The organism is Lewinella sp. IMCC34191 (genome assembly GCF_003390935.1).
Classification (GTDB): Bacteria; Bacteroidota; Bacteroidia; order Chitinophagales; family Saprospiraceae; genus Neolewinella.
The window spans coordinates 385,522-402,151 of sequence record NZ_QNQZ01000002.1 but is presented as its reverse complement, the minus strand read 5'-3'; the positions used below and the strand labels follow the sequence as shown (position 1 = coordinate 402,151).

The following is a 16,630-nucleotide window of genomic DNA, read 5'->3' as shown; positions in this document are numbered from 1 at the left end:
ACCACCGGGGCAGTAGTCTATCACCGGAGGACAGCCATTAGCCATTCGCACCGACTCGGCTCGGGCTTGGTATCTTTCCGCCATGAATTGGCTGTTTCATGGTTTTGGCGCCGATGCGGTAGCCGGCTTGGTGGAGCGCATTACCGAGGAGTACGGGGAGGGACGTCACTTCTGGATCCGGGATAACCTCGGACAGGACCGCATTACTTCCCATTCCCGCCTGACCGTTATCGATCACCACGCTGCGCTCACCCTCACCGGAGACGAATTGCCGGTCGTCCGGGGCGGGGAACCTATGTCGGAAGCAATTTTCGAGCTTTACACCGACTTAAAGCCCACGGTGATTAAAATGATGGACCGCCTGGACCGCTACGGACCGGCCCGTTCGTACCCCCAGCGCGAGTCCCTTTACCGACGTCAATTTCTGTACTGGCTGGCATTTTTGCGGGAGTATCAGATCGAAGCCTTCGTCGGATCGAACTTACCCCACGAGATTACGGACTTTTTGATTGCGGAACTGCTTCGCGTACTGTCGGTCCGCAGGGTGACCTTCTACCAGTGGACGCCGGACATCGTTCTCCCACTTAATGACTATCGACAGTTGCCCGATCAGAAAACCCGGCCCGCGGCCCCGATCGGCATTGCTGACGGTGAGATTGTCGAGCGTGTCAATCAACGTATACAGAATCAGCAGCGGGGTGGCGAATCTGCCACGCCATTCTACATGCAGGCTGACCGTATTCGCCGGCAAAAGCGAAAGCGGGAAGCCCACTGGCTGCGACGGGCCACTAGTAAAGTACGGGGCATATGGACAGCGACCGGGCTTCGTTACGCCTATTACCTGCTCATCGAGAAAAACCTGCTGCTGCCCCGCCGAGACCGTCAGTTTGAGGAGCACTACCGTGCCCGGGCATCTGCCGAATTGCCCCTTGACGTCCCCTTCATCTATTTGGCTCTACACTATCAGCCGGAGGCGACGACATCCCCGTTGGGGGAGGCCTTTGTGGAACAGTATCGGATAGTGGACCTTTTACTCGCGGCCTTCCCCGAAAATGTGTCGATTTACATAAAGGAACATCCGAACCAGCGCTATATCGGCCGCGGTGACGACTACTTTGCCCGCTTTCCCTCTTCTACGCGCATCCGATTCGCGGCTATGGATTTCAGTAGCGCCGATTTAGTCGAGCACGCTATTGCCGTGGCAACGGTCAGCGGTACGGTCGGCTTCGAATCATTATGGAAGGGGAAGCCCGTTTTGCTGTTCGGTTACACCTATTATGGCGGAGCACCGGAGACTTACCGGATTCAAAACATGGCGGATGCTCGTTTGGCCGCCGCCGCGGTGCTCGGTCACTCAGCGGCTGTCCCGAATGGAAGTCCGGAAGTCTTTACCCGCCAGCTTCTGGAACGGGTTATTCCAGCCAACATCGATACCTACTACCATGACAATTCGGTAGAAGGGCTACCTCCAGAGCACAATGTGCGGATACTGAGCGCGGAAATCCTGGCTCGACTGTCTCTACCTGCGCCCCGCCGCCCAGTAGATCCCACCGCATGAGCACCCTTTTCGTTTCTCTCCAGGGAATCAGCCCTATGCACCAGGCCACGGAACTCGAAATCATGAGCGAGCACGCCGAGCGGGGCGAAAAACTGTATCTCCTACACTGTGATGCGTGCTTGTTGACCTGCAGCCTGAATTCAACCCATAATCTACTTGGCTGCGCGATGTGCGACGCCCGGGCCACCGACACCGCCGACCGGGTTGCCGCCGAGACGCTCAAGCTAAAAGAAAGCCTCTTTCCTGATCGGTTTCCGCAAGAGATGCCGGAAAATGTGGATGAACTATTGGAAGTCACCATTGACGGCATCAACATTGGGCGGGGAGCGGCCTCTTCCACGGTATCCATATTACGAGATTACAATCTCGAGCCACGGGGACGACACCGGAAGCTGGTGGAGCTACAACTCCGAAACGCCACAGGCGCCCTAAAAAACTATCAATGGGTGCTCGACGAAATCCACCCCGACCGCGTAATCGTCTTCAACGGCCGCCACTCCGAGCTCTGGCCGCTGCTCGGGTTGTGCAGACAACGGGGAATACCCTTCGCCACCCACGAAAGGGGAGGGAACGACCAGCTTTACCAGCTTTTCGAGAATAGCCTGCCCCACAGTATCCTGACCCGCCAGAGATTGATGCGCGAGCTGTGGTCGGCAAGGCCGCGGGCGGAACGGGAGCTGGCCGCCACGAACTGGTACGAAGCGAAAAAAGTAGGAAAGCACCGCGACGACCGCAACTACCTCGCCCAGCAGAAAGCCGGCGAACTGCCGACTAATTGGGATGCGGATCTACATAACATCGCCGTGCTCGTGTCGTCGGAAGACGAGATGCAGGCCATCAAGGAGTGGATAACGCCCCTGTACCGGCAGCAGAACGAGGTGGTATCGCGGCTGCTCGCGGATCTGCGCGGCCGTACCGATCTGCATATCTACATCCGTATGCACCCCAACCTGGGATCGGTCGACAATCAGCAGACGCGGGAGCTGTACGCGATGGACCAGGAGAATCTTACCGTTATCCGACCGCAGGAAGCTTTCGATACCTACGCTGTTTTGGAAGCGGCGGACGTCGTGCTCTCCTTCGCCTCGTCCGCCGGAGTGGAGGCAACTTTCTGGGGAACGGCCAGCGTGCTCTACGGGCGTGCCTTTTACGAGGGCGAGGATGCCGCCTACGAGCCCGCCGATTACGAACAGTTGGTTGACCTGCTCACCACCCCCAACCTGCCGCCTAAACCCAGGAAGAACGTACTTCGTTACGGCTACTTCGTGAGCCACTTCGGCATCCCGTACCACAGGGTTCGGGTAGTCGATACCAAGACGGTGTACCTGGGAAAGGACAAGATGAAGCGCTTCGGTCCGCGGATGGCCGCCAACCTCCTCCGCTACCTCCCCCAGATCCCCCGCTGGCTAAAAACCCACCGCATCATCACCAACCGCCGCCTGCGCCTCTCGCAGCTCACCAAGCTGTACTCCCACCTACGGGAAAAAGCCTGACCTTCGGCCCATGGGCGTGATCCAGCGGCAAACCATCAAGAATAACGTCGTATCCCTCCTGGGGGTAGCCATCGGGGCCGTCAGTCAACTGCTGATCTATCCCCTGGCGGTGGGCCTGAAGGGGCACATCGACGGCGTGGTCAGTTTTGCTACGCTGCTGACGCCGCTGTTGCTGCTCGGTACGCCGGCGGTAATGATCCGTTACCTGCCCTACCTGCGCGGTGATGATGAGGTCCGGAATGCCGGACAGCTGCTCACGCGCAGCCTGGCCGTGGCGACCGGCGCGCTGATCGTCGTGTGTCTACTCAATCTGTTGCTCGATCCCTACCTCGGGGTAGGGCAGGGGGTGCTGGCGGACGGCCGGTGGACCATCATCGGGGTATCCGCCGCCCTCGTCTATGCCGGCATTCTGACCTCGCATCTGGTGAACTTTCAGCGGATCGCGGTGCCCGTCATCTTCAACAACCTGCTGATCAAGGTAGGGGCTCCGCTGATCGTGCTGGCCGCGGTATACGGCTACCTGCAACCGACGGGCGCCGATGCCTGGCTGGTGGTGTTGTACGCCGCAGCCGCCGTCGGACTGGTCTTTTACGCCTGGCGATTAGGTAGTCTTCACCTGAATTGGGGGCGGTTGCAACTGGTGGATATCAAAGTACGGGATCTTTACGGGCTCGCGCTGTTCAGCGTTTTCGGTGCCCTGGGCTCCCGACTGACCGCCCAGCTCGATACCGTAAGCATCAATACGCTGCTCGGCGACGTAGACACCGGTATCTACGCCATCGCTAAATACGTGATGAACGTGATCATCATCCCGACGGTCGCGATCAACTCAATTACCTCTTCCATCGTGGCGCGGGCCTGGCGGGAGCGGGATTACGGTCATCTCCGCTATCTCTACCAGGAGTCGGCCATGGTATTGTATGCGGTCGGCGGATTGATTTTTACGGGTTCGGTCGTCTGCTTACCCTACGTCTACGACCTGACCGACGCCCTCGCGGTGTACCGGGTCGGCTACGCATCGGTGCTGTTCCTGGGCGGGGCGCAGCTGTTCGACCTCATGACCAGCATCAACGGTAACCTGATCGGAATGACCGATTATTACCGCTGGAACGTTGCGCTGGTACTGGTGCTCGGCGTGATCAACGTGGCATTAAATTATATCTTTATTGCGGTGCTCGGTTACGGGATTACCGGCGCGGCGTTGTCCACGCTGGTATCGCTGCTGCTGTACAATGTGCTGAAGGTACTTTTCGTGTGGTGGAAAATGCGGCTTCAACCGCTGACGCCCAGCCTTTTTTACACCACAATGGCGCTGCTTGCCTGTGGACTTGCTGGCTGGTTCCTGCCGCTGGGCGTCCGTACCTCGTTGCAGATCATCGTACGAGGTGGCCTGATCTGCCTGTTGTTCTATGGTTACCTCCGGTATACTTCCGGGGTGCCGGCCCTGCGGCGCCTATTGACCCAAGGCGTGTCTAAGATGTTTACCTGATCCATGACCGAGGTACTATCCCAAAATCCCCTCCTCCTCCTTTTTGCCGTAATGGCGATCGGCTACGGACTGGGGGAGATCCGCATTAAAAGTTTTAAGCTGGGCGTAGCCGCCGTTCTCTTCGTCGGCCTCGGCTTCGGGGCGCTCGGCCCGGAACTGGAAGTACCCCAGTTCATTGTATTCATGGGCCTGGCCATCTTCGTGTATACCGTCGGACTGACCTCGGCGCCCTCCTTTTTCGCCAGCTTCCAACGTAATGGCTTCCGGGATATCTACTTCGCTACGGGTACCATTTTGCTGTCCGCGGGGCTCGCTTACGGGATCGGTTTGTGGCTGGACTTCGATCCGGCGACCACCGGTGGCCTTTACGCCGGAGCGAGTACCAACACGCCCGCCCTGGCCGGTTTGCTCGACGCCATCCAGAAGAACGTGCCGCTGGACGGGCAGGATGCTGTCTCCCAACAGGCGGTCGTCGGCTACTCCCTGGCTTATCCCCTCGGCGTGCTCGGGGTTATGCTGGGCCTGTTCCTGCTGCAGCGTTTGATGGGCATCGACTACGACGAAGAATATCGCGAGTTGCAGAAGGACTACCCGCTCGGCGAAAAACTACTGAGCCGCACCTTCCGCGTCGAGAACCCGGATATGGCCGGGCGTACGCTGCGGGAATTTCGCCAGCAGCACCGCACCGGTGTAGCCTTCGGGCGCATGCTGCACGAAGGGGAAACCTACCTGACGACCTGGGACAGTCAACCCGAAATGGGCGACCTCATCGTACTGGTCGGATCGGAGGAAGCCATCGAGGAAACGGCCCGCCACGTGGGCCCACCGGCGGAAGGGCAGTTGAACCACGATCGCTCCGTCTTCGACGTACGGCGCATCTTCGTCTCCAACGACGAGATTGCCGGCAAAACCATCGCCTCCCTTAACCTACAGGAACGCTTCAACGTGCTCATCACCCGCGTCCAGCGCGGCGATATGGACCTGCTCGCCGGCGGTGATACGGTCCTCGAGCTGGGTGACCGCATCCTCCTGGTCGCTCACCGTAAGGATTTGCCGGAGGTCTTCCGGGTATTTGGCAACAGCTACGAGGCGCTGTCGAAGGTAAATCTCCTGTCCTTCGGCTTAGGCATCACCCTGGGCTTGCTGCTCGGTATGATCACCTTCGAATTACCGGGGGGTTACTCCTTCAGCCTCGGCTTCGCCGGCGGCCCCCTCATCGTCGCCCTCATTCTCGGGCAGCTACGCCGCACCGGCCCCATCGTCTGGACGCTGCCCTACGGCGCCAACCTGACCCTGCGCCAGCTCGGCCTCATCTTCCTCCTGGCCGGCATCGGCATCCGCTCCGGCCAGACCTTTTACCAGACCCTCCAGACCGATCTCGGCCTCAAGCTTTTTCTCGCCGGCGGCGTCATCGCCATCATCACGACGGTAGCTACGATTCTGGTCGGCTACCGGCTTTTAAAGATTCCCTTCTCCTTCCTCGGTGGCATGGTCGGTAGCCAGCCCGCCGTCCTGGAGTTCGCTACGGAGCAGGCCGGCAATAAGTACCCCACGATCGGTTACACCCGTATGCTGCCGGTGGTGCTGATCGGGAAGATCTTGGCGGTGCAGTTGTTGTATAGTTTGTTGAGTTAGGAGACCCTCTCCCCCGGCCCCTCTCCGCAGGAGAGGGGTGACTCACCCGGCAGCTTCTTCCCAATCAAGTAACCCAACGACCACCTAATCATCACCCCGGGTCCACCCCCTCTCCTATGGAGAGGGGGCCAGGGGGGAGAGGGCTCATACCACGGCCCCAGCGATACTTCCACCGCGCCGTCCAGCGTCTAGCCGCAGGAGAGGGGTGACCCACCCGGCAGCTTCTGTCCAACCAGGTAACCCAACGACCACCTAACCATCACTCCGGGTCCACCCCCTCTCCCATGGAGAGGGGGCCAGGGGGGAGAGGGCTTAAAACACGGCCCCAGCGATACTTCCACCGCGCCGTCCAGCGTCTAGCCGCAGGAGAGGGGTGACTCACCCGGCAGCTTCTGTCCAACCAGGTAGCCCAACGACCACCTAACCATCACCCCGGGTTCATCCCCTCTCCCCTGGAGAGGGGGCCGGGGGGAGAGGACTCATACCACGGCCCCAGCGATACTTCCACCGCGCCGTCCAGCGTCTAGCCGCAGGAGAAGGGTGACCCACCCGTCAGCATCTTCCCAACCAGGTAACCGAACGACCACCTAACCATCACTCCGGGTCCACCCCCTCTCCCCTGGAGAGGGGGCCGGGGGGAGAGGGCTTAGAACGCGGCCCCAGCGATACTTCCACCGCCCCGTCCAGCGTCTAGCCACAGGAGAACGGTGACCCACCCGGCAGCTTCTGTTCAACCAGGTAGCCCAACGACCACCTAACCATCACTCCGGGTCCACCCCCTCTCCTATGGAGAGGGGGCCGGGGGGAGAGGACTTAAAACCCAACAAACTCCCCCGGATCAACCGCCCGCCCCTGGTGCCAAAGCTCGAAGTGGAGGTGCGGACCGGTGCTCTGCGTGCCCGTATTGCCGATGATGGCTACGGCTTCTCCGGCCTTGACGCGGTCGCCGACTTCCTTCAGCAGGCGGCTGTTGTGCTTGTAGAAGCTGATGAGGTTGTTGTCGTGCTGGATGCCGATCATATTGCCGTTGGCGTTGCTGTATTCGGAGAGGAAGACAATGCCGGCCCGGGTGGCCTTCACGGGGGTGTTTTGGGGGGCGAGAATGTCGACGCCGGTGTGGTCGGTGGCCAGGTTGAAGCCCGCGCTGACCTCACCGTTTAGGGGGGCAACCAGGTAGACGGAGGCCAGGGTGACGTCGTTGCTACCGGGCGACGGCTGGGCGGCACTCGCCTGGGCGGGAACCGTCATCCGCTCCTCCTCCATCTCGCGACGAAGTTTGATCTCGGCCTCGGAGGGGGGGAGGGGCTCGACTTCGTCGGTGGCTACGATCTCGGTGCGTTGTTCGACGCTGTCGACCGTGATGGCATCGCCGAGCAGGGTGCGCTTCAGATTCTCGATGTACAGATTCTGGCTGTCCACGACGTCCGTAAGTTCCTTCACCGTAAACTGGAGGTCAGCCATTTCCTCCCGCTGGACGACATCGCCGTAGCCCGGAACGTACTGTCGCAACGGGGTGAAGGCGATCAGCCCGATCACGATGACGGCCACCACCAGGAAGAGGGTGGACAGGGCGGCGTAAACGTTCAGCGGGGTGAGGTTGTAGCTGCCGATCTCGTGGTAGTTATGCGTATTCCGCACGACCAACTGGTATTCATCCTGGCTACGCGCCTTGATGCGATTCCAACGACTCAGGTTTTCGTGTGTTTCCTCCATGATAAGCTCCTGTAAAACAAGTATCCATGACTCCGTGGCGGCTTAATTTTGGCGGCGGAGCGCAGGAAAAATACATTTTCGGGAAATGCGGGGCAGACGCCGGGCCCAGCCTACACTTTCCTTTACCTTGCGCGCGTTTACCGCATACCACCAAGTTAAGGATGGCAGGGCAAGCACTAAAGCATAAGGTTTGAGATTAACGCAGTTGTTTCTGGTTTTATTGATTCTCCAGGTAATCGTGGCGAGTTGCGCCTCGACCAAGAGCCGGGAGGAGCAGGGCGTCGTGGCCAAACTCTGGCACAACACCAACTCCCACTACAATGGCTACTTCAACGCCCGGGAGATCATGGACGAGAGTCTGCTCGTCCTCAACGACCAGCATACCGACAATTATACCCAGCGCCTGGAAATGTTCCCCTTCCTGGCCGTCGACAATACCGGCAGCGTAGCCGGCGAGCTCGATCGCGCCATCGAAAAGGTAGCCGTCGTGGTGAAAAAGCACCCCTTCAGCAATTGGACCGACGACAGCTACCTGCTCGTCGGCCAGGCTCAGCTCCTCAAGCAGGACTACGAAGGTGCCGAACGCACGCTGGAGTTCGCCATGAAGGAATTCCGGCCCCGCCCCGAACGCAAAAAATCCAAAAAAGGCCGGGAATCCGAAGCGGACGAGGACGAATTTGAAAGCGGCCGGGAGATCGCGACCAGCCGCACCCAGAGCCGGCGCGATAAGATCCGTGCCCAGCGCGAAGCCCAACGCGAACGGCAGCGGACCATCAAGCAACGGCAAAAAGAGAAAAAAGCCGAGCAGCGCGCCCGCGAAAAGGAGCGCAAACGCCTCATCCGCGCCCGTAAAAAGGGTATCCGCCTGCCCTCCAAGAATACCGCCACCGATACCTCCGCCGTCGTCGGCCTGGAAAACGAGCCCGAGGAAACCCCGGAAGAGGAAAGTGAACTGGAAGAGGGGCCGATCGGTATGATCTCCATATTCGGAAACCGCTCCGGCGACGCCGCCGGCAGTGGGGAATACGGCAGCAAGTCCGGCAGCTACCTCCTGAAGCACCGGCCCGCCTACCAGGAGATCCGGCTCTGGCTCGCCTGGACCCTCATCAAACGCGACGATTACGACCGCGCCCAGATCATCCTGCAGGACCTGCGCAACGATCGCGGTACTTTCTCCGACGTGCGCCGTAAAGCCATGGCCGTGCAGGCCTACCTCTACCTGGAGCAGGACCGTCCCGAAGAAGCCATTCCCTACCTGGAAGCCGCCGCCGAAGTAGCCGAGGAGCGCAACGAGCGCGCCCGCTACTACTACATCGCCGGCCAGCTGAATCAGGAACTCGGACAATCCGGCGCCGCCGTCAACGATTTCGAGCAGGTAGTGGCCGCCAAGCCCGCCTACGAACTCGAGCTCGGGGCCCGCATCAGCATGGCCCAGAATGCCTACCTGAGCGGTGGCGGTAGCCCCGACGAAGCCCTGCGGCAGCTCGAGCGCATGACCAAGGAGGAGAAAAACCTCGAATACGAGTCTCAGATATTGTATTCCATGGCGGGCATCTCGCTCCGGAGCGGCGATGAGCAGGCCGGTGCCGACTATCTCCGCCGGGCGCTCAATAGCCCCTACGGCGGCCCCGACACCCGCGTCGAAGCCTACCAGCTCCTGGGCGATATGGCCTACGACGAACGAGACTACCTCTCCGCCAAGCTCTACTACGACAGTACGCTGCAGGTCATGGGGAATACCCACCTGCGGTACGCCGCTACTACCGACCGCCGCGACCGTCTGGGTACCGCCGCTTCTCAGCTGCAGGCCATCGAGCGCAGCGACAGCCTGCTGCGGATCGGTATGCTGCCCGAAGCGGAACGGCGGACGTGGGCCGAAGAACGCTTTGCCCTTAGCCGCGCCACCAATAGTGCCGCCCTGTACAGCACGCCGGCCACCCGGGGCAGTATCCCCGTCACGAACGCGGCAGCTACCATTGCCGGCAGTAGCTTTTGGGGCTACGACAATCAGGCCATCCGCCGCGGCCGCCGCGACTTCGAGCGCCGCTGGGGAGACCGCGCCCTGGAAGACAACTGGCGCCGCAGCAGCCGGACCGATATCAACCTCTTCACCGACGACGGCGATGCCACTATCCCGGGAGCCGCCGATAACCCCGATGCCTCGCTGGTGACCGAGGATGAGATCAACCGCATTCTCGCCGATATTCCGGTTGATCCCGCCGACCAGACGAATACCCGCAACGCACTCGCCGAAGCCTATTTTACGCTCGGCCGGGAATACCGCGACCGGGTCGAGGACAACGAATACGCCATCCAGGCTTTCGAAACCCTTGATGAGCGCTTCCCCGACAGCGCGCACGAGCCGGAGAGCTGGTACTATCTCTACTTGCTGCACAAAGACGACGGCAACGCGACCTCCGCCTCCACCTACGCGAGCCGCTTGCAGGATAAATACCCGGACTCCAAGTTCGCCAAGCTGGCTAACGATCCCAACTACGCCAAGGAGGTCATGAACGAAGAGGCAGGGCGCATGCGGAGCTACGAACGGGCCTACAGCGCCTTCACGGAGCAGAATTACGGTGCCGCGCAGAGCCTCATCGAAAAGGGTACCCGGGATATTCCCAACGATCATCCGCTGCGGGCCCGCTACGACCTGCTCCGTGCCATGGTGTCCGGAAAGCTGGAAGGTCGGGCGGCCTACATCGCCGGACTACAGCAGGTTGTTGCTGACTATCCGAACAGCCCGGAACAAACCCGTGCCCGGGAAATCCTTCGCTTACTGGGCGAAACCGGCGCGCGTATCCCCGGTCAGACTGCCCCGGAGCAGGAAGTGAGCGATGCCTTTACGCTGTCCATGGATGAGATCCACTACATCCTCATCGTCTTCGCTAACCAGGAAGTGCGCTTGCCCGAACTCAAGGTGGAACTGGAGGAATTCAACCAGGAGTACAATAAGCTCGACCGGCTGCGCTCCACCCCGATCTACATCGGGCGCGACAACGAAACGCCCATGCTCGTCATGCGCCGGTTCCAGGACGGCAAGGAAGCAATGAATTATTTCCGGAATGCCACCGAGCGCCGCAACGAGTTTCTCGGCGGTACCGAGGAGAACTATATGATCCTTCCGGTCAGCCAATCCAACTACCGCGAAATCCTGAAGGCCCGTTCGATCGCGGGTTACGATCAGTGGTTCCTGGCTAATTACCAGTAGGGGCGGGGCGTATCAGCCAGCTTCGGTGCAGGTTCTTCTTACGAAAATCGGGTGGTAAGGTCTGTCCCGTGATCTCTTTGGCCGCGCCCGAAATCGCGGATTCGTCCAGACGGAACTTCCGGTAATTGGTGCTAAAGAACAGTTGCCCTTCGGAGTTCAGGCGGCGTAGGGAGAGGTTTATCAGCTCCGCGTGGTCGCGCTGTGTATTGAGTACGTCGTCCATCATCTTCGAATTCGAAAAGGTGGGCGGGTCGAGGACGATCAGGTCGTAGGTAGTTCGCACCGGTCCGCGCAACCAGGCCAGCGCATCCTCCCGTAAAAATCCGTGGGCGTTCGGGTCCAGTCCGTTCAGTTCGAAATTGCGCTTTCCCCAGTCCAGATAGGTGTTGCTGAGGTCGAGGTTATCGACCCGTTCGGCGCCGCCCGTGGCCGCGTATACCCCGAACGAACAGGTGTAAGCGAACAGATTGAGCACGCGCTTACCCGAAGCTTGCTCACCGATCATCTTGCGGCTTCCGCGGTGGTCGAGAAAGAGGCCGGTATCGAGGTAATCATGGAGGTTGACGTAAAAACGGCGATCGTATTCGGAAACCGCGAACTCCCGTCCCACCTCATTCAGTTTCTCGTACTGCTGCTTCCCGCTTTGGCGTTCGCGGATCTTGAAGTGAATGCGGTCGGGATCGACCTCCAGGGCGGCGGCCAGTTGCTCGCGGTACTCGTCGGTAACGGTCTCTTCGCCGCGGGTGTAGACCGCCACGTACAGCCGGTCGCCGTAGCGATCGACGGTGAGGGGGAACTCATCGAGGTCGGCATCGTACACCCGGTAGGCTTCCAACCCTTTCCGGCGGGCCCATTTACCGTAGTGTCGGGCCATCTTGCGAAGCCGGTTGTGAAAGGCCTGATGTTGGGCGTCCATAATGAAGTTTTCGACGGGGTGTTTACCTGCGCTCCGCCGCAAAAAAATTACCAGTCGATTCCCTTGCGAAGGTAGGTCAGCGTTTCCGCCTCCCGGCTGCCGGGGTCGGGGCGGTGGTCGTATTCCCAGCCGGCCAGGGGGGGCAGGCTCATGAGGATGCTCTCGGCGCGGCCGTTGGTGGTGAGGCCGAACTTCGTGCCGCGGTCCCAGACCAGGTTGAACTCCACGTAGCGGCCGCGGCGCAGGCGCTGCCAATTGCGTTCCGCTTCGGTGACGGGCTTATCCTTATTTAGCCCGAGCAGGTGGAGGTAGGTTGGAGCGAAGGTTTCGCCGACGGCGGCGGTAAAGTCGAAAAGTTCCCGTTTCGTTTTACCCTCCGTGGCGGGTTCCAGGCGGTCGAAGAATATGCCACCCACCCCGCGGGTCTCCTCCCGGTGGGGGAGATAGAAGTAGTCGTCGGCCCATTCCTTGAAGCGGGGATAGTAAGCCGTGTCGAAGCGATCGCAAGTAGCCTGCAACTGCCGGTGGAACCAGGTAGCCTGCCCGGGGACCACGTAGTGCGGCGTCAGGTCGATGCCGCCCCCGAACCAGTTTCGCCCACCCTCCAGTTCGAAGTAGCGGACGTTCATGTGGATGATGGGGACGTGGACGTTGCGGGGGTGCAAGACGATACTGACCCCGGTGGCGTAGAAGGTGGTCTGTCCGGCTTCGGCCTGCAAACTGGCCGCCGCGGCCGCGGACAATTCACCGTGCACGGCACTGTAGTTCACGCCACCCTTCTCGATGTCGTTGCCGCTGACGACGCGGGCCCGGCCGCCCCCGCCGCCGGGGCGCTCCCAGCTGTCTTCGCGGAATTCGCAACCGTCAGCGGCGGAAAGTTGCCGGCAGATGTCGTCTTGCAGGTGCTGAAAATAGCGGCTGATTTCGTGACGATCCGGCATCAGGACTCCAGGGCTTCCCGGGTTCCGGCCACGCTCTTCTTGGCGCTGCCGATGAATATCCGGTCATCGACGATCGTCACCGGGCGCTTGAGGAAGGTGTATTCCTCCAGAATAAGCCGGCGGTAATCGGCTTCGGCGAGCTGCTTGTCCGCCAGGCCCATGCTGCGGTACTTCATCGCCCGGCGGCTGAACAGGGCCTCGTAGCTCCCGGCCAGTTCGGCCATACAGTCCAGTTCGACCGGGGTGATGGCGGTTTCCTTAATATTTACTACTTCGAGGTCGGGTTGCTCACCCAATTCTCCCAGGATACGCTGGCAGGTCTTGCAATTCGTAAGTTGGTACATCTTGGCCATGGCGCGAAATTACGCAAGGCCGGCCCATTCGGCGGTAAAGCGGTCGAAGGTGTCCTGCGCGCTGCGGGTGGCCTCCTCCATTTCCGCCTCCGATAGCTCAACGGAATCGAGCACCTTCGCCAGGGAACGCCACTGTTGGAGGCCCCAGTCGGCCTGGTTGCGGTAGAAGGAAAAGGGTTCACCGGCGGTGAGCGCGGAATTTTCCCGGAGCTTGCGGTAGATGATGCTACCCCCCAGGCTGGATCCTTCCAGCACGTACAGGATGCCCAGTGCCTGAGGCAGTGTTACGGTTTGATCCGGTGACGCGGCCGTGGGAAAGCGGGGACGGTAGGTGTAATCGGCGTATTGAAAGCCGGCCACCAGGGGCTCCAGTACGCGGTGGGTACGCTCCTGCCAAAGCTGGAGGCGCCGGTATTCGGGAAGCGTCAGGCTGCCGTCCATGATCTTGTTACCCAGGGTGACGGACTCCAGGCGTTCGTGCTGCTCCCGCGTCGCGCCGCGCAGCCGTTCCAGGAGGGGAGACTTCATTTTGGACGATGATTATACGATATCCAGAAGTCGGCCATAGTGGAGACCAGTCTTTTGAGGTCGCCGTAGCGTTCCGGCTTGGTGAGGTATGCATTGGCGCAGTGCCGATAGGCGGATTGTATATCCCGCTCCTCGCTCGATGCGCTCAACATCACGACGGGGATCTGGGTGAGGCGCGGCTTGGAGCGTATGTATTCCAGTACCTCGAGCCCGGACAGCCCCGGCATTTTTATATCCAGGACGATCAGGATGGGCAGCGTATCGTTACGCCGGATTCGTTGCAACAGAAAATCGCGGGTCAACTTACCGTTTTCGCAGTGTACGATCGGATAATCGGGCTGGGACTGCCGGAAAGCGCGTTCGAAGAAGAGGTAATCTACGCGGTTGTCTTCCGCGCAAAGAACGTAGGGATCAGTGTAGGTGACCTGACCTTCCTTTCCCGTAGAACCTGGCCCCTTTTGGGATGTCGCCATAGGACTAGTTCTTTTGGGCGTCCAGGTAAAAATTGAAGGTGACCCCTAATTTATCGTCCGTCACCCAGACTTCTCCATCGTGGCGGTTGACGATGCGCTCGACGATGGCAAGGCCCACGCCTGTCCCTTCGGTATCGGACTGGGTAGACAGTCGGCTGAACATTTCGAAGATCGAACGGGCGTATTCTTCGGGGATTGAGGGTCCGGTGTTGGAAATGTAATAGACGGGTTGACCCTTGTGCTTCACTTTGCGCACCCCGATTTCCAGGCGATAGTTGTCCTGCTCATCCGGCTGGATGTACTTCAGGGCATTCGAAATCAAATTAAGAAGCAACTGGCGCAGCATCCGCTTGTCCCCCTTTACCAGGGGCATCTTGTTTTTGATCTCAATCCCGATATCCGTCGTGGATGCGTAAACGGGGCGAAGCTCGGCGATGACTTCGGCAGCTATCGTAGAGACGTCGAGCGGTTCCACCTCCAATCCTCCGCTTCCAACGCGGCTGAGCTCGAGAATATCGGTAATGAAACTATTCATTTGCTCTACTCCGCCGTGTATCTTGGCGATAATCCGGTGGGCATCCTGGTCTAACTGGTGCCCGTAATCCTCGGCTAGTATCTCGGTATATCCATTGATGGCGCGGAGCGGTGCCCGCAGGTCATGCGACACCGTGTAGGAGAAGGTTTCCAGGTCCTGCAGGGCCTTCTTTAGTTGCTCATTGACTTGCTTGACCTCCGTATAGCGCTGCATGAGGCTGTTCTGGATCGTAATGCGCAGGGACAGGGCCATGTCAACCTCCTCCTTCAGCCAGGGGGCGCTACAGCCGTCCACGGTCTCTACGTACTTACTGAAACTGCGACGGGGGCCCAGTCGACGGGTTCCGTCTTCGGCGGTAATCACCTCCTTATCCGGGCGTCCGCCCCAGGTTACCGTCTGTGTAACCGTAGGACGAAACCAGGCGATCCAATCGGTGAGTTCCGGGTTGAGGAAAATGATGAGCCCGCCGGCCGCATCGTCGCAGTGATCTTCGAAGGGAGGGTATTGCTCGCTTAAGTTTTCACTGTAGAAAAGCAGATTTGATTCCGGATTGCCTAGCTTCTGAATGTAGCCTACCAATCCCTGAATGTCCGCTAAAGAGGGTGTGCTGGCAAAGGATTCGAAACGTTCCTCGAAGTAGATGGCCGCTCCGGAAATCCCCGGGAACATGTTCATGATGTTGTGGGAGCCCTTGGTCAGGCCGTCGAAGAGATCACGTGTCTTCGTGATCATTTCCCCAATGGCCAGGCGGGCCAGGTTGCGGGTGAGCGTTTCCTGGCGGTAGCGGTTAGCGGACTGTAGCGATAAGTGGCCGCTGAAAATCTGGCCGATAAAGGCCAGCATCGACCGGATGCTGTAATCGACGAAGCGCGGAGAATAGTGGTGCAGGGCAAAAAGTCCCCATAGCTTGCCATCCAGTACGATCGCAACGCTGAGCGAATTATTTACCCCCATATAATGGAGGTACTCCAGGTGAACGGGCGATACCCCACGGCAGAGCACCATGCTCAAATCCAGGTTGTTAATATCGCTTTGCTGGCTCTGGTGGAGACGGGCGGGCGGAATTTTGCCGTCGGTGATCAGCCGCACCCGATTTTTCAGGTAAAGGTCCCGCGCCTGCTTGGGTATGTCAGTGTGGGGATAACGCAGACCCTCAAAGGGTTCCAGGTCCTCGGCGCGGGCCTCGGCAATTACCTCTCCGTTGAATTGGTGATCGAACTTGTACACCATGACGCGGTCGTAGCCGGTCACCTGGCGTATGACGGTCGCGGTTTCGGTAAACAGGTTGTCGTACTCCTTGATGCGTTGGATCTTGGAAATGGCACGCGACAGCAATTGCTGATAGCGGGATGCCTGGATAAATTCGGAGGCGGACTCGATCTCGATGTACAGACAGTCTTCATCGCGTTGCACGATGACGTTCTTGATCAACCGCTCGCCATTTACCGTAAAGAAAGCCTGGATCGGGTTTAGTGTTTCAAAGCCATCGTCACGGCTCAAACCGACGGATATCTGTGCCGTCACCTCATAATTAAGGACATCCTGTATCGGACGGTCGATGATCTCTTTCCAGGGAGTGCCTATGATGTCAAGCGTATTCTCACTGACGTGCCGAACAACCAGATCTTCCAGGTCAACCGCTAGCAAGCATGCATATGCCTGGACGACCTGAATGTGGCGGAGGGGTTCACCATCACAGTTCTCCAAATCTACTTGGTAGGGATAAACTTTGCGAATGGATTCGGCTACCGGATCATGAGATAAATGCATGCAAGAAACTATGTG

General features: G+C 59.5%; 12 protein-coding genes. 5 read left to right on the top strand and 7 right to left on the bottom strand.

Translation table 11 applies throughout. From position 1 onward, the window contains the following. The first annotated feature begins 82 nt into the window (after positions 1 to 82). The 4 genes from DRW39_RS06155 to DRW39_RS06140 are packed head-to-tail and all read left to right on the top strand — an operon-like array spanning position 83 to position 6,175. Complete coding sequence (locus DRW39_RS06155) at positions 83 to 1,558, top strand: hypothetical protein (RefSeq protein WP_116106138.1); 1,476 nt, start codon at positions 83 to 85, stop codon at positions 1,556 to 1,558. Then, positions 1,555 to 3,051 (top strand): hypothetical protein, encoded by a 1,497-nt coding sequence (locus tag DRW39_RS06150; protein WP_116106137.1) that lies wholly within the window; start codon positions 1,555 to 1,557, stop codon positions 3,049 to 3,051. Before DRW39_RS06155 ends, DRW39_RS06150 begins: the two co-directional genes overlap by 4 nt. Positions 3,052 to 3,061: 10 nt before the next feature. Next, on the top strand, positions 3,062 to 4,540 hold the full coding sequence (locus DRW39_RS06145; protein ID WP_116106136.1) for a lipopolysaccharide biosynthesis protein: 1,479 nt from the start codon (positions 3,062 to 3,064) through the stop codon (positions 4,538 to 4,540). A 3-nt stretch (positions 4,541 to 4,543) separates the two neighbouring features. Beyond that, the gene (locus DRW39_RS06140) at positions 4,544 to 6,175 is read left to right on the top strand and encodes an aspartate:alanine exchanger family transporter (RefSeq protein ID WP_116106135.1); all 1,632 of its coding nucleotides are present in this window, start codon (positions 4,544 to 4,546) and stop codon (positions 6,173 to 6,175) included. Positions 6,176 to 6,988: 813 nt separating this feature from the next. On the opposite strand, the gene DRW39_RS06135 is transcribed toward DRW39_RS06140, so the two are convergent. Continuing rightward, on the bottom strand, positions 6,989 to 7,888 hold the full coding sequence (locus DRW39_RS06135) for a M23 family metallopeptidase (RefSeq protein ID WP_116106134.1): 900 nt from the start codon (positions 7,886 to 7,888) through the stop codon (positions 6,989 to 6,991). 190 nt (positions 7,889 to 8,078) lie between these two features. On the opposite strand from DRW39_RS06135, the gene DRW39_RS06130 reads away from it, so the two are divergent. Continuing rightward, positions 8,079 to 11,099 carry a hypothetical protein gene (locus DRW39_RS06130; protein WP_157975958.1) on the top strand — a complete coding sequence of 1,007 codons (3,021 nt, stop codon included), beginning with the start codon at positions 8,079 to 8,081 and terminating at the stop codon, positions 11,097 to 11,099. On the opposite strand, the gene DRW39_RS06125 is transcribed toward DRW39_RS06130, so the two are convergent. From DRW39_RS06125 to DRW39_RS06100, 6 genes are read right to left on the bottom strand one after another with little or no spacing between them, the layout of a single operon-like run. Then, a complete protein-coding gene (locus DRW39_RS06125) occupies positions 11,086 to 12,015 on the bottom strand; it encodes a class I SAM-dependent methyltransferase (protein ID WP_116106357.1) in 930 nt (309 codons plus the stop codon). The two genes, DRW39_RS06130 and DRW39_RS06125, sit on opposite strands and share 14 nt — an antisense overlap. Before the next feature lie 47 nt (positions 12,016 to 12,062). Beyond that, positions 12,063 to 12,956, bottom strand: coding sequence for an oxygen-dependent coproporphyrinogen oxidase (hemF, locus tag DRW39_RS06120; protein WP_116106132.1), 894 nt, complete (start codon positions 12,954 to 12,956; stop codon positions 12,063 to 12,065). After that, complete coding sequence (locus DRW39_RS06115; protein ID WP_116106131.1) at positions 12,956 to 13,309, bottom strand: arsenate reductase family protein; 354 nt, start codon at positions 13,307 to 13,309, stop codon at positions 12,956 to 12,958. The genes hemF and DRW39_RS06115 overlap by 1 nt, the downstream gene beginning before the upstream one ends. Positions 13,310 to 13,318: 9 nt before the next feature. After that, on the bottom strand, positions 13,319 to 13,837 hold the full coding sequence (locus DRW39_RS06110; protein ID WP_116106130.1) for a biliverdin-producing heme oxygenase: 519 nt from the start codon (positions 13,835 to 13,837) through the stop codon (positions 13,319 to 13,321). Further along, positions 13,834 to 14,310, bottom strand: coding sequence for a response regulator (locus tag DRW39_RS06105; RefSeq protein WP_116106129.1), 477 nt, complete (start codon positions 14,308 to 14,310; stop codon positions 13,834 to 13,836). Before DRW39_RS06105 ends, DRW39_RS06110 begins: the two co-directional genes overlap by 4 nt. 4 nt (positions 14,311 to 14,314) lie before the next feature. After that, positions 14,315 to 16,615 carry an ATP-binding protein gene (locus DRW39_RS06100; RefSeq protein ID WP_116106128.1) on the bottom strand — a complete coding sequence of 767 codons (2,301 nt, stop codon included), beginning with the start codon at positions 16,613 to 16,615 and terminating at the stop codon, positions 14,315 to 14,317. Between the last annotated feature and the right edge of the window lie 15 nt (positions 16,616 to 16,630).

Bases quoted from the DNA above. Each gene is read 5' to 3' on its own strand.
- DRW39_RS06155 (WP_116106138.1), top strand. From the start codon at position 83: ATGAATTGGCTGTTTCATGGTTTTGGCGCCGATGCGGTAGCCGGCTTG.
- DRW39_RS06150 (WP_116106137.1), top strand. From the start codon at position 1,555: ATGAGCACCCTTTTCGTTTCTCTCCAGGGAATCAGCCCTATGCACCAG.
- DRW39_RS06145 (WP_116106136.1), top strand. From the start codon at position 3,062: ATGGGCGTGATCCAGCGGCAAACCATCAAGAATAACGTCGTATCCCTC.
- DRW39_RS06140 (WP_116106135.1), top strand. From the start codon at position 4,544: ATGACCGAGGTACTATCCCAAAATCCCCTCCTCCTCCTTTTTGCCGTA.
- DRW39_RS06135 (WP_116106134.1), bottom strand. From the start codon at position 7,888: ATGGAGGAAACACACGAAAACCTGAGTCGTTGGAATCGCATCAAGGCG.
- DRW39_RS06125 (WP_116106357.1), bottom strand. From the start codon at position 12,015: ATGGACGCCCAACATCAGGCCTTTCACAACCGGCTTCGCAAGATGGCC.
- hemF (WP_116106132.1), bottom strand. From the start codon at position 12,956: ATGCCGGATCGTCACGAAATCAGCCGCTATTTTCAGCACCTGCAAGAC.
- DRW39_RS06115 (WP_116106131.1), bottom strand. From the start codon at position 13,309: ATGGCCAAGATGTACCAACTTACGAATTGCAAGACCTGCCAGCGTATC.
- DRW39_RS06110 (WP_116106130.1), bottom strand. From the start codon at position 13,837: ATGAAGTCTCCCCTCCTGGAACGGCTGCGCGGCGCGACGCGGGAGCAG.
- DRW39_RS06105 (WP_116106129.1), bottom strand. From the start codon at position 14,310: ATGGCGACATCCCAAAAGGGGCCAGGTTCTACGGGAAAGGAAGGTCAG.
- DRW39_RS06100 (WP_116106128.1), bottom strand. From the start codon at position 16,615: ATGCATTTATCTCATGATCCGGTAGCCGAATCCATTCGCAAAGTTTAT.